The sequence below is a fragment of the Microbacterium sp. F1-18 genome (assembly GCF_052921305.1).
This window is the reverse complement of sequence record NZ_JBREVD010000001.1, coordinates 477029-502228: the sequence shown is the minus strand read 5'-3', so window position 1 is coordinate 502228 and position 25200 is coordinate 477029. Positions and strand designations below refer to the sequence as shown.

Here is a 25200-nt window from a genome sequence, read left to right as displayed (position 1 = left end):
CTCGCACTGATAAAAAAGCTCACGACCCCGCCCCGATGCTCCTGGAGGCACGATGACACCCGATGTGCGATCGAGGCCCGACCTCCTCTCGGCGATGGGGAGATGGGGGCTCGGCACCGGCCCGCTCGGCAACCTCTTCGCTGCGATCGATGACGACCGCGCTCGCCGGATCGTCGACGCGAGCTGGGACCGCGGCGTGCGCATGTTCGACACCGCTCCGCACTACGGCCTCGGGCTGGCGGAGCGCAGATTGGGCGACGCGCTGCGCGACCGACCGCGCGAGCAGTACGTCGTCTCGACGAAGGTGGGCCGCCTGCTCGTCCCGAATCCCGGTGGTGCCGCCCAGCGCGACCCCGGCGGGTTCGTCGTGCCCGCGAACCTCGCCCGCCGGTGGGACTTCTCCGCTCGTGGCGTGCGCGAGTCGTGGGAGCGATCGCTCGAGCGCCTGGGGCTCGATGCGGTCGACATCCTCTACCTTCACGATCCCGACGACCAGCTCGACGTCGCCGTGAACGAGGCGCTCCCCGCCCTCGTCGAGCTGCGCGAGGCCGGTCATGTCTCCGCGATCGGCATCGGGACGACGAATGCCGCTGCAGCGACGCGGGTCGTCGAGACGGGACTGGCGGATGTGGTGATGATCGCGGGCCGCTACACCCTCCTCGACCGCACGGCATCGGAGCGGCTCCTGCCCGCGGCGCTCGAGCACGGCGTCGCCGTCGTCGCCGCCGGCGTCTACAACTCCGGCATTCTGGCGACCCGGCGCCCCGGGCCGACGAGCTTCTACGATTACGCCCCCGCATCGGACGAGATCATCGCGCGCGCCACGCGACTGGCGGACGTCTGCGCCGCCCACGGCGTCGAGCTGTCCCGCGCGGCGCGGGTGTTCGCGCTGCGGCATCCCGCCGTCGTCTCCGTGGTCCTCGGCATCGGCGACCCCTCCCAGGTGCCGGGGTCGTTCGACGACGACGAGCCGCTGCCCGACGCGCTGTGGGCCGATCTCGACGCCGAGTCGCGCCGTGACCGGACCGGAGGCGGTGCGTGAGCGAGCACGTCCTGCGATACGCGGCGCCGGCACGGGAGTGGACCGACGCGCTGCCGATCGGCAACGGCTCCCTGGGGGCGATGTGCTTCGGCGACCCGGCCGAAGCGGTCTTCGTCCTCAATGAGGAGACGGCGTGGTCGGGCAGCCCCGCAAGCGAGCGGATGCCGCCGACCGTCGGCGCCGACGCGGCCGCCGCGGCCCTCGCGCGTGCCCGTGAGGCGATGCGGGACGAGCGGTTCGGCGATGCCGACGAGGCCGTCCGTCTCCTCCAGCACCGGCACACGCAGGCCTATCTGCCCGTGGCGACCCTGCGCGTGTCTGTCGCCGGCATCGGCGCGGACGCCCTGCGCGAGCATGCCGGGTACGAGCGTTCGCTCGATCTGCGCACGGCCACGCACACCGTCCGCACCGGACCCGTCGACGCGCCGTCGACGCAGCGCACCTGGATCAGCGCGCCGCACGGTGTGATGATCCACGAGATCGATACTCCCGGCCTGACCGACGTCGGACTCGCCCTCGAGACCGGTCTGCGCGAACTCGCTCGCGTCGAGAGCGATGACGCCACCACCCTGCTCTTCCGCCTGCCCTCCGACGTCGTTCCGCCCCACGACGAGTCCGACGAGCCGATCGTGTACGACGAGAGCGAGGTCGTCGAGGGGGCCGTGGTGGTGCGGGTCGTCTCCGACGCTCGCGACCCCGAGCGCCCACTGCGCGGCATCCGCACGCTCCGGCTCATCATCGCCGTCGAGACGACCTTCACCCGCATCGGCGTGTCACCGCGGGGGCGGGCGGAGGATGTGGCCGACCGCGCCGTCGCCCGTATCGAACGCGCGCTCGCCGACGGCATCGACCGTGTGCGCGCTGCGCAGCTCGGTGACCATGAGCGTCTCTACGGGCGAGTCGAGCTCGATCTCGATGCGCCGCCGCCTGATGCTCCCACCGACGTGCGGCTGCGGGCGATCGATGTCGGCGGCGACGCGGGGGAAGGAGCGGAACCCGCGCGCGACCCCGGCCTCGCCGCGCTGCTCTTCCACTACGGGCGATACCTGCTGATCTGCTCCTCACGTCCCGGAGGTCTTCCGGCGACCCTCCAGGGAATCTGGAACGGCGAGATGCGGCCGCCGTGGAGTTCGAACTACACGACCAACATCAATGTGCAGATGAACTACTGGGCGGCGCACACAACCGCCCTCGCCGAGACCGAGGAACCGCTGCTCGACCTCATCGAGGCGCTCGCCGACAACGGCCGCGAGACGGCGCGTCGCCTCTACGGGGCTCGTGGCTGGGCCGCGCACCACAACACCGACGCGTGGGCGTACACGCAGCCGGTCGGAAACGGCGTCCACGACGCGCAATGGGCCTTCTGGCCGATGGCCGGATTCTGGCTGTGCCGACACCTCGAGGAGCGGCACCGGTTCGGCGGGGGAGACGCTGCTTCGCGCCGGCGTGCGCACCGCATCATCCGGCAGGCGTCGCTGTTCGCGCTCGACTGGGTGCATCGTGCTCCTGACGGCACGTTCACGACCCTCCTGTCGACATCCCCCGAGAACGACTACCGCACCCCGGACGGGGGACGTGCCGCGGTCACCACCGGAGCCGCCCTCGACCTCGTGCTGCTCCGCGAGCACCTCGCGGCCGACCTCGCGCTCGCCGCGGAGCTCGGGCACGACGCCCCGGCGGATGCCGATGCCGGCCGCATCCGCGAGGTGCTGGACGTGCTCGCGCCGGTCCGCATCACCGCCTCGGGCAGCATCGCGGAGTGGGACGGTGACCCCGATGCCGTCGATCCGCATCATCGGCATGTCTCCCCGGTCGCGTTCGTGTATCCCGGGTCCGACGATCTCGGCGAGGAGCATCGCCGTGCCGCCTCGCGCTTCCTCGACATGCGGGGCGACGACGCGACCGGATGGTCGCTCGCCTGGAAGCTCGCGCTCCGCGCGCGGCTGCGCGAGCCCGAGCGGGTCGATGCGCTGCTGAAGCTGGTGTTCCGCGACATGACGTTGCCCCGCGACGCGGAGGTGGGCGGGCTGTACCCGTCGCTGCTGGCGGCGCACCCGCCGTTCCAGATCGACGGGAACCTCGGCTACACCGCGGCGATCGCGGAGTGCCTGCTGCAGTCGCACCGGGATGACATCGAGCTGCTGCCCGCGGTGCCGGCCTCGATCGGCGGGGGCCGGATCCGGGGCCTGCGCGCCCGGCCGGGAATCGTCGTCGACCTCGCGTGGGCGATGTCGGATACCGGCGCGCGGCTGTCATCCGCGCGCCTGACGGCGGAGACGGATGCCGCTGTCGGCAGCCGGCTCGTGCGGTGGCCCGGTGGCTCTGCGCGCGTCGAGCTCCACGCCGGCCGCCCCGTCGAGCTCGACGGCGGCTGACCCGCGCCCCTCTCCGGAGGGGCGACGCGTTGCGGCTTGCGCGCGGACCAAGCCGCCATCTACAGTATGGGAAAGCGCTTACCATCTCATCGGTGAGCGGACGAAGAAAAGGAACGCCCGTGTCAGAGACGACCACCCTCAGCCCCGCGCCGGCCACGGCGACCGCCCCGCAGGTCCGCGAGATCGGCATCATCATGAACGGCGTCTCGGGCCGGATGGGCTACCGCCAGCACCTCGTCCGCTCGATCCTCGCGATCCGAGACCAGGGCGGCATCGAACTGCCCGACGGCACGAAGGTCACGGTCAAGCCGCTCCTCGTCGGCCGCAGCGAGGCGAAGCTCGCCGACCTCGCCGCCAAGCACGGCATCGAGGACTACACGACCGACCTCGACGCAGCCCTGGCCGATCCCCGGTGGGAGATCTACGCCGACTTCCTCGTCACGAAGGCCCGCGCGACGGCGCTGCGCAAGGCGATCGCCGCCGGCAAGACCATCTACACCGAGAAGCCCACCGCCGAATCCGTCGACGAAGCGCTCGAGCTCGCCAAGCTCGCCGCGGAAGCCGGCGTCAAGACCGGCGTCGTGCACGACAAGCTCTACCTCCCGGGACTGCAGAAGCTCAAGCGCCTCATCGACTCGGGCTTCTTCGGCCGCATCCTCTCGGTGCGCGGTGAGTTCGGCTACTGGGTGTTCGAGGGCGACTGGCAGCCCGCGCAGCGGCCGAGCTGGAACTACCGCGCCGAAGACGGCGGCGGCATCATCGTCGACATGTTCCCGCACTGGAACTACGTGCTCGAGAACCTCTTCGGCGACGTCAAGACCGTCTACGCGCAGGCCGCCGTGCACATCGCCGACCGCTGGGACGAGCGAGGCGAGCACTACACCGCGACGGCAGAGGATGCCGCCTACGGCGTCTTCGAGCTCGAGGGCGGAGTGATCGCCCAGATCAACTCGTCGTGGACCGTGCGCGTCAACCGCGACGAGCTCGTCGAGTTCCACGTCGACGGCACGCACGGCTCCGCCGTCGTGGGTCTGTTCGGCGCGAAGATCCAGCCCCGCAACGCCACCCCCAAGCCGGTGTGGAACCCCGACCTCGAAGACACGCACGACTACGACGCCGACTGGCAGAACGTGCCCACCAACGACGTCTTCCTCAACGGCTTCCGTCAGCAGTGGGAGGAGTTCCTCACCTCGTACGTGACCGAGACCCCCTACGAGTTCGACCTGCTCGCCGGCGCCCGGGGCGTGCAGCTCGCCGAGGCGGGCCTGCAGTCGAGCCGCGAGGGCCGCAAGGTCGAGCTGCCGACCCTCAGCATCTGAGCGCCGCACGATGACCGATCTCACCCTCCTCGGCGCCGACGGCGCCATCACCTCCGTTCCGCTGGGCGAGGCCCCCGGCTTCGCCCGACCCAAGACCGCGCTGCGCAGTCGTGTCGCGTACGCGGCGGCCCATGTGGTCCCCGTCGTCTCGGCGGACAACACGCCTGGACAGCCGGCGCAGATCGATTGGGACGCCACCCTCGGCTTCCGCCGCGCCGTGTACTCGTGGGGGCTCGGCGTCGCCGACGCCATGGACACCGCGCAGCGGAACATGGGCCTCGACGCCGCCGCCACGCGCGAGCTCATCGCCCGCTCGGCAGAGGTCGCTCGCGAGGAGGGCGGCTCGGTCGTCGTCGGCGTCAACACCGACCACATCGATGACGAGCACATCTCGCTCGACCAGGTCATCGACGCCTACAAGAGCCAGCTGGCGTTCACCGAGGAGCAGGGCGCTGGGCCCGTGCTCATGGCGTCGCGGCACCTCGCCCGAGCGGCGTCATCGGCCGACGACTACCGCCGGGTGTACCGCGAGGTGCTCGCCGCGGCATCCGGCCCCGTCGTCCTGCACTGGCTCGGCACCGCCTTCGATCCCAGCCTCGCGGGCTACTTCGGCTCGCCCGACTGGCGCGCGGCATCCGACGTCCTCGTCGAGATCATCGGCGAGAACGCCGACAGAGTCGCGGGCGTGAAGATGAGCCTTCTCGACGCCTCGTCCGAGGTGTCGGTGCGCGAGCGCCTGCCCGAGGGCGTGCGCATGTTCACCGGCGACGACTTCAACTACGTCGGACTCATCGGCGGCGCCGACGTGCCGCAAGCGACCCAGCCCGACCGCGACCCGGCCTCGGCGCGCCAGCACTCGGACGCGCTGCTCGGCGCGTTCGCGGCCATCACGCCCGTCGCCTCCGCGGCCATCCAGGCTCTGGATTACGGCGATGCCGACCGGTATCTCGCGATTCTCGGACCGACCGAAGAGCTCAGCCGGCAGGTGTTCGCCGCGCCGACCTTCTACTACAAGACCGGCGTGGCCTTCCTGTCGTGGCTGAACGGTCACCAGGCGGCGTTCCAGATGGTCGGCGGACTGCACTCGGCGCGCAGCCTCCCGCACCTCTCGCGCATCGTCGAGCTCGCGAACGCGTCGCACGCACTCGAGCAGCCGGAGCTCGCCGCCGACCGCTGGCACGCGATGCTGCGTCTGAACGGGGTCGAGGCATGAGCGTCGACCCGCGCCTGTCGATCAACCAGGCGACGATCAAGTACGCCGATCTCGCCACCGCGCTGCGGGTCACGGCGGAGGCCGGGATCGAGGCGATCGGCCTGTGGCGCGAGCCCGTGCAGGAGGTCGGCCTCGCGACGGCGGCCGCCATGCTGACCGACTCGGGCCTGCGGTTCACCACACACTGCCGGGCGGGTTTCTTCACGATGCCGGAGGGGCCCGCCCGGCGCTCGTCGATCGACGACAACCGCGTCGCGATCGACGAGGCCGCCGCGCTCGCCGCCGCCGGGGCTCCCGGATCGACCGCGATCCTCGTGCTCGTCGCGGGTGGGCTGCCCGAGGGTTCGCGCGACATCGCGGGGGCGCGCGAGCGCGTCCGCGATGCGATCGGCGAGCTCGCTCCGCACGCGAAGGCGGCGGGGGTGACGCTGGCGATCGAGCCGCTGCATCCGATGTTCGCCTCCGACCGCTGCGTCGTCTCCACCCTCGGTCAGGCTCTCGACATCGCGGCGGACTTCGAGCCCGAGGTCGTCGGCGCCACGGTCGACACGTTCCACATCTTCTGGGACCCCGACGTCGTGTCCGCCATCGAGCGCGCCGGCCGCGAGGGGCGTATCACGACCTACCAGGTGTGCGACTGGAAGACGCCGCTGCCCGCGGACGTGCTTCTCAGCCGTCACTACCCGGGCGACGGGGTCATCGACTTCGCGTCGCTGACCCGGGCCGTCGAGGCGACGGGATACGACCGTGATATCGAGGTCGAGATCTTCAACGCCGACATCTGGGCCGCTGATCCCGCCGTCGTCGTGCGCCGCACCGCCGAGGCATTCGGCGCCGTCGTGACGCCGCACCTCGCCGGCGCGCGCACCCCCACCCCATAGACTCGGCTCGTGGGACAGACGGGGATGTCGCCGCGTGGCTCGGCCACGCTGCACGATGTGGCGAGAGAAGCCGGGGTGTCGCTCGCGACCGCCTCACGGGCGCTGAACGGATCGACCCGCAAGGTCGCCGACGCCTATCGCGAACGCGTCGAGCAGGCCGCGGCCCGGCTCGGCTACACCGCCAACCTGTCGGCGCAGGCGACGGCCCGCGGCACCGCCGCGATCGTGGCGCTGCTGGTGGCCGACATCGCCGACCCGTACTTCGGGCAGCTCGCGGCCGGCGTCGCGCGCGGCGCCGACGAGGCCGGACTCGTCGTCACCGTCGCCATCACCGAGCGCGATCCCGCGCGTGAGCTGCGGCTCGTGCGGGCGCTGCGCGGCCAGCGTCCCCGCGGCATCATCCTCGCCGCCTCCCGCACCTCGCGCGAGATGTCGGATGAGCTGAGAACCGAGCTCGACCTCATCGCCGCGAGCGGCGGAACCGTCGTCGCGCTGGGCCCGGGCGCGCCCGGCATCCGCAGTATCGCCATCGACAACCGCGGCGGCGCCCGCGAGCTCGGGGCCGCGCTCGCCGCGCGTGGATACCGGTCGGCGATCGTGCTCGCGGCCGCCGACGGCGTCGTGACCAGCGACGACCGCCTCGCCGGTTTCACCGACGGCTTCACGAACGGTGGCGGAGCAGAGCCGCGCGTCTACCGCGGCGGCTTCAGCCGCGAGGCGGGCGCCGAGGCGATGACGGCCGCCCTCGCCGACGGCGTGAAACCGGGAACGGTCGTCTTCGGCATCAGCGACGTCGTCGCCATCGGAGCCCTCACCGCGGTGCGTGCCGCGGGACGCGAGCCCGGCGCCGACATCGCCCTCGCCGGCTTCGACGACATCCCGACCGGTCGCGACGTGACCCCGCCTCTGACGACCGTCCGGGTACCGCTCGCCGACGTCGGGTACAGCGCGTTGCAGGCCGCGGTCGACAGCGACGCCGACACGGCCGCGGCCGCGTTGCCGCTCGAGGTGCTCGTGCGCGAGAGCACCCCGCCACGGAGCGCGTGACGTGACGCGGGTCGTCGTCGCGATCGACAGCTTCAAGGGGTCCATCGCCGCCGCGGCGGCCGCCCGTGAACTCGCCGCGGGATGGGCCTCCGCCGACGCCGGCGCCGTTCTCGAACTGCGCCCGATGGCCGACGGAGGCGAGGGCACGCTCGACGCTTTCGCGACCGCGATCCCCGGGGCGCGACGGATGCCGGTGAGCGTCGTCGGTCCCGCCGGAACGAGGGTCGAAGCCTCGTGGCTGCTGCTGCCCGGGATCGCCGCCGGCCGCGGCTCGGTGGGCGTCGTCGAGCTCGCGTCGACGTCGGGCATCGAACTGCTGGGCGACCGGCGGCGGGGCCTCGACGCCGACACCACCGGGTTCGGCGAGGCGATCGCCGCCGCCCTCGACGCCGGCGTCGAGCGGCTCGTGCTCGGCATCGGATCGAGCTCGTCGACCGACGGCGGCGTCGGGATGCTGAGAGCGCTCGGCGCCCGGTTCACGGATGCCGACGGACGCGATGTCGCTCCCGGCGCCCGCGGCCTCGCCGATATCGCGCACGCCGACCTGTCGGGGCTCCGGCCTCTCCCCACGGGCGGCGTCGACGTGCTCAGCGACGTGTCGAACCCCTTGCTGGGCGCGGGCGGAGCCGCCGCGGTGTTCGGACCGCAGAAGGGCCTCGACGCGGCTCAGGTCGCCGCCGCCGATGCCGCCCTGCGCCGGCTCACCGGCCTCGTGCCCGGGGGCGGCTCGCACGCGAGCACACCGGGGGCCGGAGCCGCCGGCGGCACCGGGTTCGGGCTGCTCGCGTGGGGCGCTCGCCTGCGCCCCGGCGCTCGCGAGGTCGCAGCGCTCATCGGCCTCGCCGAGGCCATCGCCGGAGCCGATCTCGTCATCACGGGTGAAGGGTCGTTCGACGTGCAGTCCGCGGCGGGCAAGGTTCCCGCCTTCGTCGCCGAACTGGCTGGCGCAGCCGGGGTGCCGGTCGCTCTCGTCGCGGGACGGATCGCGGATGACGCCGACACCGCGACGTTCGCGTCATCCGTCTCGCTCACTGACCTCGCAGGATCCGCCGCGGCCTCGCTCGCCGAACCCGCCCGCTGGCTCCGCGCGGCGGGCGCGGCGCTCGGCCGTTGACTCGCCCGAGTGAACGGCTTCGCCGCGAGCGCACGACTTGCTCACGCAGGAAGGCCGTTCATTCGGCGCTTGGCCGTGCATTGAGTGAGTGATGCGAGGATGCCGCGGGCTCAGGCCGGTGGACGCCGCGGGGACGGTAGCCCAGGGCGTCCGAGACGCCGAGCAGGTCGGCGAGGTACCAGACGATCGCGAGCCACATCTCGGTGCCCTGCAGCCCCGGTTCCCTCTCGGCGAGCCGGAAGCTCATTCCCGCGCCCGGCTGCCAGCCTCCCAGCACCTGATCGAGGAGGCGCGTTGCGAGGTCATCGACCTCGGCACGGCGGTATCCGGCTGCCCGCGTGAGCCAGAGCGGGTGCGCGATGTCGAGCACATTGCAGGCGTCGAGTCGTGACGGGGCGAACCACCGCTCGTCGCGGGCGTGCCGCAGCACCGTGTCGATGACGGCTTCGGGATGGGGAACCGGGATGCCGTGCTGCGCGAAGGTCCCGCGCGATGCCCGGTAAAAGCCGTTGACGACGAGCAGCAGGCCGCGGTCGGCGCCGGCGCGTCCCCACATGCCGCTCGCGGCGTCGGCGTGCGTGACGAGCCACCCGAACAGTGCCTCGGCGACGCCCGGCGCGATCCGGTCGCCCCGGCGCCGCGCCCAGAGCAGCGCCGTGCCCATGGCGTCGACGTGATGCCCGGCGTTCCAGGGGTCGGTGCCCCAGGGCAGCGCGTCGAGTCGTGCGATGACGGAGTCGGCCGTCGCGTCGGAGATCATGCCGAGGGGATGAGCGAACGCCGACCCCAGCAGGTCGAGCGCATACCCGGTGGAGAGCACGTGATAGGCCGCGTCGCCGTCATCCCAGGCCGGGACGTCGACCGCGCCGAGCGGCGGCACGGCGCCCGTCGCCGGGTCCTGCCAGCCGCGCAGCCGGGCGACGAGCTCGGAACGGTCGCTGCCGGGCGGCGTCGACCCCAGCAGGAGATCGGCGATCTCGACGGCATCGCCCTGCGCCCGCACCGTCGGCGCAGCGCCCGGCCGGTCGGCGTACAGCCCGGTGTCGGGGTCGAGCGAACGCCGGAGCACCTCGCCGGCCTCGGCGCGAGCGCGGTCGGCGAAGTCGGCCACACGCGCGCGCAGGCCGCTCGGCACCGAGACCCCGTCCTCGGGCGGAACCCTCCAGCGCAGCAGACGGGCGGGGTTGCCGCCGACGATCGCACCGGCGGGCACGTCCTTCGTGACGACCGCGCCTGCCGCGAGCACCGCCGACGCCCCCACGGTGACCCCGTCGAGCACGACGACGTGCGAGCCGATCCACACGTCGTCGCCGATGCGAATGCCGCGGCTGGTGAGCGGCTGCCGGAAGACCGGTGTCCCGGGCTCCATCGAATGGTTGAATCCGAGCACCGAACTGTGCGCGCCCATCCGGACGCCGTCGCCGAAGACCACGTCGCCGCGGACGACGGTCGACGGGTTCACCGAGCAATCCGCGCCGATGCGTACGGTGCCGGTCAGGTACGCCCCCGCGGCGATATACGAGCGGTCGCCCAGAGTCAGGGTCTCGGCATCGAGCGCTGCGAGCTCGGAGACGAAGCAGCCGTCGCCGAACCTCCAGTCGGCGTGGGCCGCCACGAGAGTCGCCTGGTGCTCGCTCTGGCGCCGCCGGCTCTCACCGGAGGCGGTCGACCAGAAGTCCCAGGGCGAGTAGTCGTGGCGGTCGATCACGCCGTGCCTGCCGCGCGGGGAGCGACGGTCGACTCGCGCACCACGAGGGTGGGATTGAGCAGCACGCGCCGGGTCGGCCGGTCGGGGTCGGCCATCCGCGAGACCAGCAGCTCCACCGCGGTCTCGCCGACGCTGACGCGGGGCGGAGCGACGGCGGTGAGGGCGGGCGTGAACAGCTCGGCCACCTCGTCGTCGTAGGCGATGATCGACAGGTCTTCGGGCACCGAGATCCCGCGGTTCAGCGCGAGGTCGACGAACGCCATCGCCTCGGGATCCGAATGCACCAGAAGGGCGGTGACACCGCTTCCGAGCGCCCGGTCGAGGGTCGTGTCGACCGCTGCGGAGAACTCCGCGCTCGCCCGGTCGGGAAGCGTCGTCTCGATGTGCTGGGCGGGGGTGAGTCCGAGCTCCTCGCACGCGGCCTGCCAGCCGGCGGCGATCTTGCGCGAGGTGGGGGAGTTGCGTGAGAGCACCAGCCCGACCTTGCGGTGTCCGAGCGAGGCGAGGTGGCGGGCCGCGAGCACGGCCCCCAGGGCGTGGTCGGTCGTCACGGCCTCGACGGGCACTCCGGCGGGCTGGACGATCGCGTCGCGCTCGACGAGCACGCTCGGCGTGCCGCAGTCGGCGAGCCACTGGACGACGTCCTGTGAGTGCGGGGTGTCGGTGTTCGGCGCGACGATCAGGCCGCGGATGTCGCCGCTGGCGACGAGGCGCTCGAGCACGGGGCGCTCGTCCTGCAGCTCGTACGAAGCTCCCCGCAGATGTACTTTCAGGCCGTGACGGCGCGCGGCGGCCTCCATCCCGCGCACGACCCCGGGCCAGTAGAAGTTCAGCGAGGGGACGAGCACGGCGATCGACCCCGTGGATGCCTCGGAACCGCTGCCCGCGACCGGCGGGTGCGCGTGCTGGCCGGTGGCGGGGATGGCACCGCCGTGCACACGCTGGAGCAGCCCCTCCTGCTCCATCTGCGCGAGGTCGCGTCGGAGGGTCACGGTGGCGGCGCCGAGCTCGTCGGTCAGCTGCGAGATGCGCACGGCGCCCTCGCGCTCCATGGTCGCCAGGATGTGCGCGCGGCGCTCGGCGGCCAGCAGCGCCGGTGTGGGGTCGGTCATGGTCGCTCGTCCTCGTTCCGTTCCTGTTCTACCGTGACACGCAGCTCGGCACGACCGTCGACGTCGACGGCGAGCCGGCTGAGGCGCTCACCCCAGACGTCGGTCAGCATCGGATCGTCGAGCTCACGGACGACGAGGGTGTGCGGTGCCGCGGCGGGCCATGTGATCCGGACCGGGGTCGCTCCGTCGAGCGGTCTCACGCGAGCCCACCCGTCGCCTGTCGTCACCGAGCCCGCGAGAAGCAGGCGCACCTCGGTATCCGGTCCGGCGGCTTCCCAGCGGTCGTCGATCGTGACGTGTCCCGAGCGGTGAAGAGCAGCCCGGCGTCGCCACGAGCGTACCGACCCGGCGGGGTAGGCGCCGCCGATCTCGAGATCCAGTGCGCGCATCTCATCCGATCGGACGATGACCGGATCGGATGCCGCGAAGGCCGCGCCGTGATCTTGAGCCATCCCGGAGACACGAGGCACGCTGTGCCAGTCGCTCTGCATCGTCCAGATGTCGTACCGGTCGGGACCGAAGGTCTGCGCCGTGTACGTCGGCCGCCCGGCGTCGACGATGACGGGCACGCCGTCGGAGGCGACGATGAGAGAGCCGACGTCGTTGTGATTGTGGTTCTCGTCGTTGTGGCCGCCCTTGAGCACGACCGTGAGCCCGGCGGCGCTGCCCGCTCGTCCGCGTGCCAGCCAGACCTGCGTCGACGGCAGCCAGACCTCTGCGGGGAGAGGCCCCGGACCGGGAGCGGCGGCGAGCCAGGCGTCGTCGGTCAGAGCGCGCAGCAGGCGGCCGAGCCCGGCATCCTCGGTGGCGGGCAGATCGGGGCGTCGTTGGGCGGCGGCGTGGCGGCGCGCGTCGTCGTCACCGACCGTGCGAGCCGCTCGGTGCAGGGCGTGCCACGGCTGGTCCGCGGGGGGACGGGCGGGGCCGTCGGCCGCGTTGACGTACCAGGGCCCGCCGAGATGCGAACGATGGGGGAACGCGACCGTCTCGCGCAGCGACGTGACGGCGGGAATCGGGTCCCACGCGCCGTCGGTCGCGTAGGCGAGCACGTCGAGGGCCTCGAGCGCCCGGCACGCGCCGTTCCACCAGTACGCGTAGCCCTCGTCGATCGCGCCGTCGGCCGGCAGTGCTGCGACGTAGCGATCGAGGCCCTGCGCGACGAGGGCGACGACCGCGTCGCGTTCGGCGCCGTCATCGCAGAGCACGAGCGCGGCCACCAGCACGTTTCCGTGGATCCACGGATTCCAGTTGTGGACGTGCCCGTCGAGGCCGAGCCAGTGCCAGTCGCGGCGCCGGAGGAAGGGGGCGATGACGCGCGACCGGGCTTCGTGACGCATGCGCTGCCGCAGTCCCGGGTAGCGATCGTCGAGGCGTCGCCCGAGCACGTGGTCGATCCACGCGAGCTGCCCGACGACCTCGCCCGCACCGAGATCGAGGAAGGGATCGGTGACGGTGGCCAGCACCGACCCATGCCGCGCGAAGGTGTCGTCGTGGGCTGGCCAGCACCACGTCGACTGCTCGCACAGCAGCCAGACGCCGTCCGCCACCTCGTCGAGGTATCGGGGATCGTCGTCCGACAATGCTGCGACCACCGCCCGGCTCAGCCGCCGCTGCCGCGCGAAGACCTGCTGCTCGTAGCCGTCGCGATCGCCGTCACGATGCACGCGCGCGGCCGCGCTCGCGCGGGGCTGCGGCCAGGGTTCGTCGATGTCGGCGCGTGCGAGGTCGACGAAATGTCGCGCGATGGACGGCTGGATGCGCCGGGTCCAGCCCTCCGCGGACGGCACGGGCAGAGCATCGGCGGGCGGGCGGAGGCGGGCCGGGATGCCGCTGCACACCGCCGCGAGCGGGCCGGCGAATCCCTCGGTGTTCCACAGCACGGCTGCTCCTTCGGGCGACGGCGATGTCGCCGGTCCAACGAATGAATCGATCAGAAACGATCATAAGGAAACGAAGAAGATCTTGCAATGATCGAATCAGGTTGCTAATCTCCGAATCGGTCGGGATCAACGATGACGACCGCGAAGCCCTTCGAAGGAGAACCGGTGACGTCCGAGCACCCGAACCCGCCCCACGGCGCGACTGCGCGTGACGCCTGGCTCGCCCGCGCCGACGTTCTGCTCGACGCCGCGCTCCGCCACGCGACGCCCGGCGCGGGCCGCACCCACTTCCCGGGCGCCGAAGGCGGCTACGGTCACGCCGTCGACGGACTCGAGGGCTTCGCGCGCACGTTCCTGCTCGCCGGGTTCCGCATCGCGGGGGCGCGAGGCGAGGGAGTCGACGAACTCATCGCGCACTACTCGCGCGGCATCGTCTCGGGAGTCGATCCTGACGCGCCCGACCGGTGGGTCCGGATGGCGGAGCACGCGCAGGCCAAGGTCGAGGCAGCATCCATCGCCCTCGTCCTCGATCTGACCCGTCCCTGGATCTGGGACCGCCTCGACGCGCTCACCCGACAGCGCGTCGTCGACTACCTCGCTCCCGTCGTCGGCGACGACACCTACCCGCAGACCAACTGGGTCTGGTTCCGCATCGTCGTGCAGACCTTCCTGCGCTCGGTCGGCGGCCCCTGGTCGCCCGACGACATCGCCGCCGACCTCGCCCGTCACGACTCGTTCGTGCGCGAGGGCGGCTGGCTCTCCGACGGTGCCGAGCGTTCGTACGACCACTACGTGGGCTGGGCGCTGCACGTCTATCCGATCCTGTGGGCGCGGATGGCAGGGGCCGCCGACCTTGCCGAGGGCCGGACGGACGCCGACGTCGCCCGACTCGACGCGTTTCTCCACGACGCCCTCGCTCTCGTCGGCGGCGACGGCTCCCCCCTGATCCAGGGCCGCAGCCTCATCTACCGCTTCGCCGCCGCGGCGCCGTTCTGGGCCGGCGTCATCGCGGATGTGCCCTCGCACACCCCGGGCCGCCTCCGCCACGCTGCCGACCGCATCGTGACCCACTTCGCCGAACACGGCGCCCCCGACGCCGACGGCATCCTCACCATGGGATGGCACGGCCCCTGGCGGGGCCTCGCCCAGTCGTACTCGGGTCCCGGCTCGCCCTACTGGGCGGTCAAGGGCTTCCTCGGGCTGCTGCTCCCCGCCGACCACCCGGTGTGGACCGCTCCGGCCGAGCCGCTGCCGACCGACGAGGGCGACGTCCTGCGAGCGATCGCCTCGCCCGGCTGGATCGTCGCGGGCACCGCCGGCGACGGCATCGTCCGTGTCGTCAACCACGGCACCGATCACGCGTTCCCGGACGCCCGCACGACCGACTCGCCGCTCTACGCGCGCTTGGGCTACTCGACCGCCACCTCGCCGATCGTCGACGACCGGGGCTGGCTCGAGCCCCTCGAACAGTCGGTCGCCCTCGTCGACTCCGACGGACGCGCGACGCACCGCACGGCGATGACCCTGCGGGATGTGCGCGTGCAGGACGACGCGGACGGACGTGTCGGCATCGCGGCATCGCGCTGGGACGCGCACCTCGTCGACCCCGCGCCCACGGTGCACCGTCACGGATCCGGGCTGGCCGGAGAGGCCACGTCCGTCGGCACCATCACGACCACCTCGATCGTCCGCGGGTCGTCGGAGGTGCGCATCGTCGTCGTCGACGCGCTCGCGCCGGGGCAGGATGCCGCGTCGCTGCGGCTCCGCCTGGGCGGCTGGCCGCTCTCGGGCGACGAGGTCGTCGGCGGCACCGACGACACCGGAGCCTGGGTGTCGTCGCGGGACCGCAGCAGCGGCATCCGAGCACTGTTCCCCGCGGGCGTCGCCGGGCTCGTGTCCCGTGCGCACGCCGATCCGCTCGGCGTCCGCACGCTCGTGCCCGTCAGCGAGCACGAGGTGCGCGTCGGCGAGCCCGTCGTCGCCCTGCTCGATCTCGCCGGCGGCGAGCACTCCGCGCCGCACGCGACCGTCGCCATCGATGGCGCCACGGTCACGGTCACCTGGCCCGACAGGGCCCGCACCGTGAGCCGACTCACCGACCCCGAATCGCCTGCCCCGGCGCTTCGGCACCACGAGGTCCGACGTGGGACCTCGCACGCAATCGCAAAGGAGCAGCACGCATGAAGCGCAAGTTCGCAGCCGCGGCGGGAATGGCGGTCGTCGCCACCCTGTCGCTCGCCGCCTGCGGCGGGGGATCCGAGCCCGCCCAGACCGCCGACGGCCCCGTCACCCTGACCCTCTCGGGATGGAGCCTCGACACCACGCCCGAGTTCCAGGTGCTCGCCGACGCCTTCCACGAGAAGAACCCCGACGTCACGGTCGAGCTCAAGCAGTACGACGCGGCCGAGTACAACACGCTGGTCACCGCCGACCTCGCGGCCGGTGTCGGACCCGACATCATCACCCAGAAAGAGGTGAAGTTCGTCACGACGTTCCAGGAGGGCGGCCAGCTCATGGACGTCTCCGACGTCGAGCTGCCCGACGGCGTCGGCGGCGCCTCGTCGTACGAGGTCGACGGAACCGCCTACGGCGTGCCCTACCGTCAGGACCGCTGGGTGCTGTTCTACAACAAGGCGCTCTTCGACGCGGCGGGCCAGGAGTACCCCGACGGCTCGTGGACCTGGGAGGACTACGACGCCGCCGCCGAGGCGATCAACACCGCGGGCGTCGCGAAGGGCGCCTACCAGCACCGCTGGCAGTCGACCGTGCAGGGCTTCGCCTCGGCGCAGGAAGACACCGACGTGCTCTCGGGCGACTACGGCTACTTCGCCGACTACTACGACCGGGTGCTCGCGCTCCAGGACGCCGGCGCTCAGGTCGACTTCAACACCTCGACGGCCAACCAGCTCACCTACCAGGGCGAGTTCGGCACGCAGAAGGCCGCGATGCTGCCGATGGGCACGTGGTACGTCGCGACCCTGATCTCGCAGCAGGCCTCGGGCGAGGCGAACGACTTCGAGTGGGGCATCGCCCCGATCCCGCAGCTCGACGCGTCGACGACGGGCATGGACAACACGCCGGTGACGTTCGGCGACCCGACCGGCTTCTCGATCAACGCCAACATCGACGGCGCCAAGGTGCAGGCGGCGAAGGACTTCCTCGCTTACGCCGCGAGCCTGGAAGCCGCCGAGGAGCTGGCGAAGATCGGCATCACGCCGGCCGCGTCGAACGACGCCGTCACCGAGGCGTACTTCGCCGTCGAGGGTGCGCCGACCGACGAGCTGTCGAAGTTCGCCTGGTCGACCGGTGACGTCCACCCCGAGAACCCGACGTCGAACAAGACGGCGGCGATCCAGAACATCCTCAACGACATGCACAGCGCGATCCTGTCGGGCTCGACCCCGGTCGAGCAGGCCATCACCGAGGCCGAGGACCGTGTCGCCAACGAGGTCGGTCTCGACTGATCCCGTGTGCCGTCGCCTGACCGACGGCACCCCGCGGCCGGCGCGGCACCCCCGCGCCGGCCGCATCCCCCGCCGTCCTCCCCAGGAGACACCATGACCACCACCGCCGCCTCCCCGAAGGCGCGCCGCCCCGAGCCGGCGCAGCGCCGCAGGAGATCGAAGCTGACCCTGCGCAACACGCTGCTGGGGTGGAGCTTCATCCTGCCGAACTTCGTCGGTTTCGCCCTGCTGACCCTCGTGCCGGTCATCACCCTCTTCTACATGTCGCTGACGAACTGGAACATCTTCGGCACGGCGAACTGGGTGGGGCTCGACAACTTCGAGCGACTGCTCGGTGACGGCAGCTTCCGCATCTCGTTCGTCAACACCCTCTACTACGCGGCGCTGCACATCCCGTTGACGATCGTCGCGTCGCTCGGTCTCGCGCTGCTGCTGAACAACAAGCTGCGCGGCGTCGCGTTCTTCCGCACGGCCGCGTTCTTCCCCTACATCACCTCGATCGTCGCGATCGCGGTCGTGTGGAACCTGCTCTTCAGCCCCGAGTACGGCCCGATCAACGAGATCCTCCGCGCCGTCGGCATCGCCAACCCGCCCGGCTGGCTCACCTCGTCGGAGTGGGCGATGCCCGCCGTCGTCATCGTCAGCACCTGGCGCGACATGGGCTACTACATGATCCTGTTCCTCGCAGGGCTGCAGACCGTGCCCCGCGAGCTCTACGAGGCCGCCCGCATGGACGGCGCGAACGCGTGGGAGCGCTTCGTGAACGTCACCCTGCCGTGCCTGCGACCCACGATGTTCTTCGTCACCGTGATGCTCACGATCAACTCGTTCAAGATCTTCGACCTGATCCTCGTCATGACCGAGGGCGGGCCGGGTCAGTCGACGCTCGTGATCTCGCAGTTCATCTACCGCAAAGGATTTGAGGAGAACCAGTTCGGCTACGCCTCCGCGGCCGCCGTGGCGCTCTTCTTCCTCTGCATCCTCGTGACCATCCTCCAGTTCATCTGGAACAAGCGGAGGAACGTCTGATGACGAATCTTCTCGTACCCCAAGACGACCGCCGGGCGCTGCGCAAGATCGCAGCCGACGGGTTGCCCGACGGCCATCGACCCGACACCGTGTCGCCGCTGCGCCGCGTGGGCCGCATCGCCGGCTACATCGCGCTCATCATCGCCGCCGCAGCGCTGCTGCTGCCGTTCTTCTGGATGATCATGAGCTCGCTCAAGACGGCGAACGAGGTCTTCTCGGTGCCGATCCAGTGGATCCCCGAGGTGTTCGTCTGGCAGAACTACGTCGACATCTGGAACCAGTCGGGGATGCTGACCTGGATCCGCAACACGCTCGTGCTCGCGGTCGTCGTCACCTTCCTGCAGGTGCTGACGGGCTCGTTCGCGGCGTACGGCTTCGCCCGCATCCGCTTCCCCGGACGCGACGTGCTCTTCCTCGCCTACATCGGCACCATCGCCGTGCCGTGGCAGTCGTACATGATCCCGCAGTTCATCCTGCTCTCGAACGTCAAGGTCTCGAACACGCTGTGGGCCATCATCCTCATCCAGGCGTTCGGCGCCTTCGGGGTGTTCCTGATGAAGCAGTTCTACGAGACGATCCCCGAAGAGCTCTCGGAGGCCGCGCGTCTGGACGGCCTGAGCGAGTACGGCATCTGGCGCCGCATCATGCTGCCCCTGTCGGTGCCCGCCCTCGCCAGCCTCACGCTCCTGACGTTCGTGAACACCTGGAACGACTACCTCGGACCGCTCATCTACCTGCGCAACCCCGACCTGTGGACCATTCAGCTCGGGCTGAAGAGCTTCGTCAGCAACCTCTACGACACCAACTACGCCCTGCTGTTCGCCGGACTCGTCATCTCGGTGGTGCCCATCGCGATCATCTTCCTCGTCGGGCAGAAGTACTTCGTCGAAGGCATCGCGACGAGCGGGATGAAGGGCTGAGGCCGTGAAGCGCATCTCGCACAACACGTACGCGACCCTCTTCGGCGTCGTCTACCTCGGACTCATGACGAATCTGCTGCTGCTCGCGTCGTGCCTGCCGCTCGTCGTGCTGCTGGTGATCACCGACCCCGCGCTGTCGTGGCCGATGCTGGCCGTCGTCGCGCCGCTGTGCGCGCCGGGGATCGCGGCGGCGTTCGCGACCTTCCGTGCTCACGGCGAGGGCGAGAGCCAGGTCGTCCGCGTATTCGTCCGCAGCTGGAAGCGTTCGTGGCGCAAGGCACTCGTGCTCGGCGCGGTCGTCGTGGCCGCCCTCGTCGTCGTGCTCGTGGACGTGCGCTTCTTCGCACCGCTGCAGGCGGGAGTAGCGGTCGTGCCCCTGCTGGGCGTGCTGACCGTGGTCCTGCTCGCCTCGGGTCTCGTCGCGTTCGCGGCGCTCGCCGAGGAGCCGGACGCCTCGCTGCGCTCGATCGCGCGGGCCGCGGTGCTCCTGAGCGTGCGCCGGTGGTGGCTGAGCCTGGTCTCGCTCGCCGTCATCGCGCTGCAAGCGGGCCTCTTCGCCGCGATGCCGGCCATCGCGATCGGTCTCACCTCGGCGCCGGCGCTCTACCTCGCCTGGGCCAACGCCCGCTACATCCTCCGTCCGGCGCTCGGCGATCCCGAGCCCCAGGCCGTCTGAACCCCGAAGGAACCCCTCGACATGACATCCCTCCCCGGCACCGACCTCGGCGCGCCCACGGGCGCCCACACTGCTGCCGACACCGCCGCCGACACTGCCGCGATCGAGGCGGCCATCGGGGCCGTCGTGGCCACGCTGCGCCGCAACATCGAGACGTTCGGGCTGCGCTACCCCGACGACACGACGCGCGACGACCGGTATCCGATCCGACCGGCGGCGAACGGGTTTCCCGCCGGGGCGAACCGCGGGTGGACGACCAGTTTCTGGCCGGGGATGATGTGGATCGCGTGGGAGATCACCGGCGACCCCTTCTTCCGGGAGGCGGGGCTCGCTCACGCCGCGGACTTCGCGCGACGGATCCGCGAAGAGGACGACCTCGACACGCACGACCTGGGGTTCCTGTACAGCCTCGCCTCGGTCGCGCCCTACCGGCTGCTCGGCGACGAGGACGCGCGCGAGACGGCCCTGGCGGCGGCCGATCACCTCATGCGCCGGTTCCTCGAGCCCGCGGGCATCATCCAGGCGTGGGGAGACCTCTCCGATCCCGCGCAGCGCGGACGCACGATCGTCGACAGCCTCATGAACATGCCGCTGCTCACCTGGGCGGGGGAGCAGACCGGGCAGGAGCGCTTCGCCGATGCCGTGCGTCGCCACACGACGCAGCTGCGCACCCACATCCTGCGCGACGACGACACGACCTTCCACACGTTCTACTGGGACCCCGAGACCGGCGCGCCCCTGCGCGGTGCGACCGAGCAGGGGGCGTTCGACGACTCGTGCTGGGCACGCGGGCAGGCGTGGGGCATCTACGGCTTCGCGATGAACCACCGCGCGACCGGCGATCCCGCCCTGCTCGACGCGTCGCGGCGCTGCGCCGAACGCTTCCTGTCGCACCTCCCGAGCGATCGGGTGCCGTTCTGGGACATGGTCTACACCGACGGCGCCGACGCGCCGCGCGACAGCTCGTCGGCCGCGATCGCGGTGTCGGGGCTGTTCGAGCTCGCCGGCGTGCTCGGCGAGGGGGCGGATGCCGATCCCGACGCCGCTTCCCGCTACCGGGCCGCGGCCCACGAGATCCTCGCGTCGCTCATCGAGAACTACACGCCCGAGAGTCCCGAAGCCGCCGATGCGGTGCTCCTGCACAGCGTCTACGACCTGCCGAAGTCGGTCGGCGTCGACGAGGGCACGCTGTGGGGCGACTACTTCTACCTCGAAGCTCTGGTGCGCGCCGCACGCCCCGACTGGAAGCCGTACTGGTGAGGCTCGTCCGCTACCGCCCTGCCCGTGCCGCCGAGGCCGGCGACGACGGCATCCGCTCGGGCGTCGTCGTCACGGTGGCCGGCGTCGACCGCGTCGTCGACCTGGGCGCGGCTCCGTTGCCCGAGCTGATCCTCGCCGGTCGACCGGCCCTCGACGCGGCCGTCGCTCGCGCCGGCGCCACCGACCCCGAGCTGTCGTCGGTTCGGCTCGAGGCGCCCGTGCGACCGGGCAAGATCCTGTGCCTCGGCTACAACTACCGCGGGCATGTGCCCGACGGCGTCGACCCGACCGCCGACGACCCCGCGTTCCCCGATGTCTTCGTGAAGACCCCCAACACCCTCGGCGGACCGGCCGACCCCGTCGTGGTGCCCGCGGTCGCGGACGACGTCGACTACGAGGGCGAGATCGCCGTCGTCATCGGGCAGCAGGCCAAGGACGTCGATGAGGCGACGGCGCTCGCGCATGTCGCCGGCTACACGATCCTCAACGACGTGTCCGATCGCTCGTGGCAGCGGCGGCAGAGCCAGTGGGCGATGGGCAAGTGCTTCGACGGTTTCGCGCCGCTCGGGCCCTGGCTCGTCACGCCCGACGAAGCGGGCGACCCGCAGGACATGCTCGTCGAGGTCGTCCGCGACGGTGTCGTGACCGTCTCGCAGTCCACCGCCACCACGATCTTCTCGGTCGCGCGCGTCGTGTCGTATCTCAGCAGCGTCATGACCCTCGAACCCGGCGATGTCATCTCGACCGGCACCCCGCAGAAGCTGCCCGACGCGCAGGCCGCGCATCGGCCGCTGCGCGGCGGCGACGCCGTCACCGTGCGCATCGAGCGTCTCGGCGAACTGACCACCACCTTCATCGGAGGCCCCGCATGATCCTCGATTCCTTCCGCCTGGACGGGCGCGTCGCGCTCGTCACCGGTTCGACCCGCGGCCTCGGCCAGGGGGCCGCCGTCGCGCTCGCCGAGGCCGGCGCGGATGTCGCGCTGCTCGACCGCGGCGACGCGGCCGAGACGGCGGAGGCGATCACCGCCCTCGGTCGCCGCGCGCACCGCATCCGCCTCGATCTCGGCACCGCGACGCCGGAGCAGCTCGCCGACGCGGTCGCCGAGACGGTCGCCGAGCTCGGCGGCATCGACATCCTCGTCAACAACGCCGGGATCATCCGTCGTGCCCCGGCCGCCGACCACCCGGCCGCCGACTGGGACGACGTGCTCGCGGTCAACCTCGACGCCGTGTTCCATCTGTCGCAGGCGGCCGGGCGCCGCATGATCGCGCAGGGCTCGGGGCGCATCATCAACGTCGCCTCGATGCTGTCGTTCCAGGGCGGCATCCTCGTGCCCGGCTATGCCGCCTCGAAGCATGCGGTCGCCGGTCTCACCAAAGCGCTCGCGAACGAGTGGGCCGCGTCGGGGGTGACCGTCAACGCGGTCGCGCCCGGCTACATGGCTACCGACAACACCGCGCCGATCCGCGCCGACGCCGACCGCGAGGCGTCGATCCTCGCCCGCATCCCCGCCGGCCGGTGGGGAACGCCCGGCGACCTGCAGGGCGCCTTCGTCTTCCTCGCCTCGGATGCCGCCGCCTACGTCACCGGGGCGATCGTGCCCGTCGACGGCGGCTGGCTCGTCCGCTGATCCGACTCCGTCTCACCCCCCCCGGCACTCCCGCCGGCCCGCCCCAGAAGGGAACCCCATGCAGCAGCGTTACGCGACCAACCCCGCGCAGATCCCCGGCATGACCACCGCCGATCTGCGCGAGCAGTATCTCGTGCCCGAGGTGTTCGTGCCGGGTGAGATCACCGTCGTCTACACCCACCACGATCGCATCGTGCTCGGCGGTGCGGTCCCGGCCGGGCGCGAGCTGGCGCTTCCCGGCTACCCCGAGATCCGCAGCGACTACTTCCTGGAGCACCGCGAGCTCGGCATCATCAACGTCGGCGGCACCGGCACGGTCACCGCCGACGGCGAGGTCCACACGCTCGTGACGGGCGCGTGCCTGTACCTCGGTCGCGGCATCCGCGACATCGTGTTCGCCGACGCGGACGCGGCCGATGGCCAGCGGGGTACGCAGTTCTACCTGTTCTCGGCACCGGCGCACACGGCCTACCCGGCGGCTCTGGTCTCGCCCGGCGAGGGCACCGTGCGCGAGCTCGGCGACCAGGCCACCAGCAACCGCCGCACGCTCAACCAGTACATCCACGAGAACGGCGTGAAGAGCTGCCAGATCGTGATGGGTGTCACGACCCTGCACGAGGGGTCGATGTGGAACACGATGCCCGCCCATACCCACGACCGCCGCACCGAGTGCTACCTGTACTTCGACCTGCCTGACGACGCCCGCGTCATCCATCTGTTGGGTGAGCGCGAGGAGACGCGGCACCTCGTCGTCGCCGACCGTCAGGCGATCATCTCGCCGAGCTGGTCGCTGCACTCGGGTGTGGGCACAGCGGCCTACTCGTTCATCTGGGCGATGGCAGGCGAGAACCAGGCGTTCGACGACATGGACGCCGCACCCGTCACGACCCTGAAGTGAGCGGTCCGGTGGGCGGTGTGCTGTTGACGGCGGGCGAGACGATGGCGATGGTCGCGCCCGCCGCTGCCGAGCGGCTCGAGCGCGCCGAGGTGTTCCGCATCGACGCCGGGGGAGCGGAGTCGAACGTGGCCGCGCACGCGGCCGCCGCCGGTCAGCCCGCCGCGTGGTTCTCGCGCGTCGGCGACGACGCCCTCGGCCGGCGCGTCGTGTCGCGGGTGGCGCGGCGCGGCGTCGACGTCTCGCGCGTGGTCGTCGACGCCGAGCACCCGACCGGGCTCTACCTGAAGGACCCCGGCCACGGCGTCGCGTACTACCGCGCGGGCTCGGCCGCCGCCCACCTCTCCGAGGCCGACGCCGACGCCATCTCGTGGAACGGTGTGGCGATGCTGCACGTCTCGGGAATCACGGCCGCGCTCGGCGGCACGGCGCCGGCGTTCGTACGACGACTCGTCGACCGCGCGCGAGAGGCGGGGGTGCCTGTCAGCGTCGACGTCAATCACCGCGCGCCCCTGTGGAGCGAGACCGCGGCATCCGGCCCGCTGCTCGACCTGGCACGACGTGCAGACGTCGTCTTCGTCGGACGCGACGAGGCCGAGACGCTCTGGGCCACGGCGGATGCTGACGCCGTCCGGGCGCTGCTGCCCGACGTCCCGCAGCTCGTCGTCAAGGACGGCGCCGTCGGGGCCACGCTCTTCGCCGGCGATGACGTCGTGTTCGAGCCGGCTCTCGTCGTCGACGTCGTCGAGCCCGTCGGGGCCGGCGATGCGTTCGCGGGCGGCTACCTCGCGGCGCTGCTCGCCGGCGCCGCGCCGCACGACCGACTGCGGTCGGGGCACGAGCGTGCGGCACTCACGATGGCCACGACGGGCGACTTCCCCGACCCCGCCCCGGCGCCCGACCAGAACGAACCATCCCGCGAGAGGACTCCCTCATGACCACCCTGCACACCGACGCGAACACGGCGCTCGACGACATCTTCGCTGGCGCCCCTCTCATGGCGATCCTGCGGGGCATGGGTCTCGAACGCTCCGTGCGGCTCGCGACCACCGCGTGGGACCTGGGTATCGACTCGGTCGAGGTGCCGCTGCAGACCGACGAAGACGAGCGGGCGCTCCGCGAGGTCGTGCGTCTGGGGGCCGAGCGCGGCAAGGCGGTCGGCGCCGGGACCGTCGTCACCGTCGACCAGGTCGCTCTCGCCGTCGACGCCGGCGCGGCCTACGTCGTCTCGCCGGGGCTCGACCCCGAGGTCGTGCGTGCGGCGCAGCGACACGGCATCCCGATCCTGCCCGGCGTCGCGACCCCGGGTGAGGTGCAGCGGGCCGTGGCACTCGGACTCCCGTGGCTCAAGGCGTTCCCGGCGCACTGGCTCGGGGTCGACTGGTTCCGGCACATCCGCGGGCCGTTCCCGGGTGTGCGTTTCGTCGCGACCGGCGGGATGGATGCCGCGAACGCGGAGGCGTTCCTCGACGCCGGCGTGCGCGTCGTCGCGGTCGGCTCCGCCCTGGAAGACGAGTCGCAGCTGCCCCGCCTGGCCGAGCTCCTCGCGCGCTGACTCGCCCGAGCGCACGGCCTCGCCGCGAGTGCACGGCCTGCTCACGCTCGAAGGTCGTGCACTCGGCGCTCGGCCGT

Annotated in this window: 20 protein-coding genes and 1 pseudogene; 18 read left to right on the top strand and 3 right to left on the bottom strand. The window is 71.7% G+C overall.

Annotation, left to right across the window (positions count from 1 at the left end):
* The first annotated feature begins 52 nt into the window (after window positions 1-52).
* The 7 genes from ACU6RU_RS02425 (at window position 53) to ACU6RU_RS02395 (ending at window position 8991) form a co-directional block, all read left to right on the top strand.
* Entirely contained in the window at window positions 53-1042 is a 990-nt protein-coding gene (locus ACU6RU_RS02425) for an aldo/keto reductase (RefSeq protein ID WP_289330882.1), read from the top strand.
* On the top strand, window positions 1039-3417 hold the full coding sequence (locus ACU6RU_RS02420) for a glycosyl hydrolase family 95 catalytic domain-containing protein (protein ID WP_289330883.1): 2379 nt from the start codon (window positions 1039-1041) through the stop codon (window positions 3415-3417). The genes ACU6RU_RS02425 and ACU6RU_RS02420 overlap by 4 nt, the downstream gene beginning before the upstream one ends.
* A gap of 194 nt (window positions 3418-3611) precedes the next feature.
* Window positions 3612-4736 carry a Gfo/Idh/MocA family protein gene (locus tag ACU6RU_RS02415; RefSeq protein ID WP_289331459.1) on the top strand — a complete coding sequence of 375 codons (1125 nt, stop codon included), beginning with the start codon at window positions 3612-3614 and terminating at the stop codon, window positions 4734-4736.
* Window positions 4737-4746: 10 nt separating this feature from the next.
* Window positions 4747-5949: a dihydrodipicolinate synthase family protein gene (locus ACU6RU_RS02410; protein ID WP_289330884.1), complete on the top strand. Its 1203-nt coding sequence runs from the start codon at window positions 4747-4749 to the stop codon at window positions 5947-5949.
* Window positions 5946-6830: a sugar phosphate isomerase/epimerase family protein gene (locus tag ACU6RU_RS02405; protein ID WP_446725807.1), complete on the top strand. Its 885-nt coding sequence runs from the start codon at window positions 5946-5948 to the stop codon at window positions 6828-6830. The genes ACU6RU_RS02410 and ACU6RU_RS02405 overlap by 4 nt, the downstream gene beginning before the upstream one ends.
* 9 nt (window positions 6831-6839) lie before the next feature.
* Window positions 6840-7877 (top strand): LacI family DNA-binding transcriptional regulator, encoded by a 1038-nt coding sequence (locus tag ACU6RU_RS02400; protein ID WP_289330885.1) that lies wholly within the window; start codon window positions 6840-6842, stop codon window positions 7875-7877.
* A gap of 1 nt (window position 7878) precedes the next feature.
* Window positions 7879-8991, top strand: a complete 1113-nt coding sequence (locus tag ACU6RU_RS02395; protein ID WP_289330886.1) for a glycerate kinase — start codon at window positions 7879-7881, stop codon at window positions 8989-8991.
* A gap of 1228 nt (window positions 8992-10219) precedes the next feature.
* On the opposite strand, the pseudogene ACU6RU_RS02390 reads toward ACU6RU_RS02395, so the two are convergent.
* From ACU6RU_RS02390 to ACU6RU_RS02380, 3 genes and pseudogenes are all read right to left on the bottom strand, one after another.
* Window positions 10220-10360: pseudogene (locus tag ACU6RU_RS02390) on the bottom strand (DapH/DapD/GlmU-related protein); the annotation flags it as partial.
* 335 nt (window positions 10361-10695) lie between these two features.
* Complete coding sequence (locus tag ACU6RU_RS02385) at window positions 10696-11811, bottom strand: substrate-binding domain-containing protein (protein WP_120263461.1); 1116 nt, start codon at window positions 11809-11811, stop codon at window positions 10696-10698.
* Window positions 11808-13691, bottom strand: a complete 1884-nt coding sequence (locus ACU6RU_RS02380; protein WP_446725806.1) for a heparinase II/III domain-containing protein — start codon at window positions 13689-13691, stop codon at window positions 11808-11810. The genes ACU6RU_RS02385 and ACU6RU_RS02380 overlap by 4 nt, the downstream gene beginning before the upstream one ends.
* Before the next feature lie 165 nt (window positions 13692-13856).
* Here ACU6RU_RS02380 and ACU6RU_RS02375 point away from each other — a divergent pair, with 165 nt between their 5' ends.
* The 11 genes from ACU6RU_RS02375 (at window position 13857) to ACU6RU_RS02325 (ending at window position 25123) form a co-directional block, all read left to right on the top strand.
* On the top strand, window positions 13857-15875 hold the full coding sequence (locus ACU6RU_RS02375) for a DUF2264 domain-containing protein (protein ID WP_446725805.1): 2019 nt from the start codon (window positions 13857-13859) through the stop codon (window positions 15873-15875).
* Window positions 15872-17155, top strand: coding sequence for an ABC transporter substrate-binding protein (locus ACU6RU_RS02370; protein ID WP_446725804.1), 1284 nt, complete (start codon window positions 15872-15874; stop codon window positions 17153-17155). Before ACU6RU_RS02375 ends, ACU6RU_RS02370 begins: the two co-directional genes overlap by 4 nt.
* A 93-nt stretch (window positions 17156-17248) precedes the next feature.
* A complete protein-coding gene (locus ACU6RU_RS02365; protein WP_120263457.1) occupies window positions 17249-18184 on the top strand; it encodes a carbohydrate ABC transporter permease in 936 nt (311 codons plus the stop codon).
* Window positions 18184-19104, top strand: coding sequence for a carbohydrate ABC transporter permease (locus tag ACU6RU_RS02360; RefSeq protein ID WP_120263456.1), 921 nt, complete (start codon window positions 18184-18186; stop codon window positions 19102-19104). Before ACU6RU_RS02365 ends, ACU6RU_RS02360 begins: the two co-directional genes overlap by 1 nt.
* A 4-nt stretch (window positions 19105-19108) precedes the next feature.
* Window positions 19109-19780, top strand: a complete 672-nt coding sequence (locus tag ACU6RU_RS02355) for a DUF624 domain-containing protein (RefSeq protein WP_259455250.1) — start codon at window positions 19109-19111, stop codon at window positions 19778-19780.
* Window positions 19781-19801: 21 nt separating this feature from the next.
* The gene (locus ACU6RU_RS02350; RefSeq protein WP_120263455.1) at window positions 19802-21040 is read left to right on the top strand and encodes a glycoside hydrolase family 88 protein; all 1239 of its coding nucleotides are present in this window, start codon (window positions 19802-19804) and stop codon (window positions 21038-21040) included.
* Entirely contained in the window at window positions 21037-21912 is an 876-nt protein-coding gene (locus tag ACU6RU_RS02345) for a fumarylacetoacetate hydrolase family protein (RefSeq protein ID WP_259455249.1), read from the top strand. The genes ACU6RU_RS02350 and ACU6RU_RS02345 overlap by 4 nt, the downstream gene beginning before the upstream one ends.
* Entirely contained in the window at window positions 21909-22673 is a 765-nt protein-coding gene (gene kduD, locus ACU6RU_RS02340) for a 2-dehydro-3-deoxy-D-gluconate 5-dehydrogenase KduD (protein WP_120263454.1), read from the top strand. Before ACU6RU_RS02345 ends, kduD begins: the two co-directional genes overlap by 4 nt.
* 58 nt (window positions 22674-22731) lie before the next feature.
* On the top strand, window positions 22732-23571 hold the full coding sequence (gene kduI / locus ACU6RU_RS02335) for a 5-dehydro-4-deoxy-D-glucuronate isomerase (RefSeq protein ID WP_446725803.1): 840 nt from the start codon (window positions 22732-22734) through the stop codon (window positions 23569-23571).
* Window positions 23568-24506 carry a sugar kinase gene (locus ACU6RU_RS02330; RefSeq protein ID WP_446725802.1) on the top strand — a complete coding sequence of 313 codons (939 nt, stop codon included), beginning with the start codon at window positions 23568-23570 and terminating at the stop codon, window positions 24504-24506. Before kduI ends, ACU6RU_RS02330 begins: the two co-directional genes overlap by 4 nt.
* Window positions 24503-25123, top strand: coding sequence for a bifunctional 4-hydroxy-2-oxoglutarate aldolase/2-dehydro-3-deoxy-phosphogluconate aldolase (locus ACU6RU_RS02325; protein ID WP_120263452.1), 621 nt, complete (start codon window positions 24503-24505; stop codon window positions 25121-25123). The genes ACU6RU_RS02330 and ACU6RU_RS02325 overlap by 4 nt, the downstream gene beginning before the upstream one ends.
* Window positions 25124-25200 lie beyond the last annotated feature (77 nt).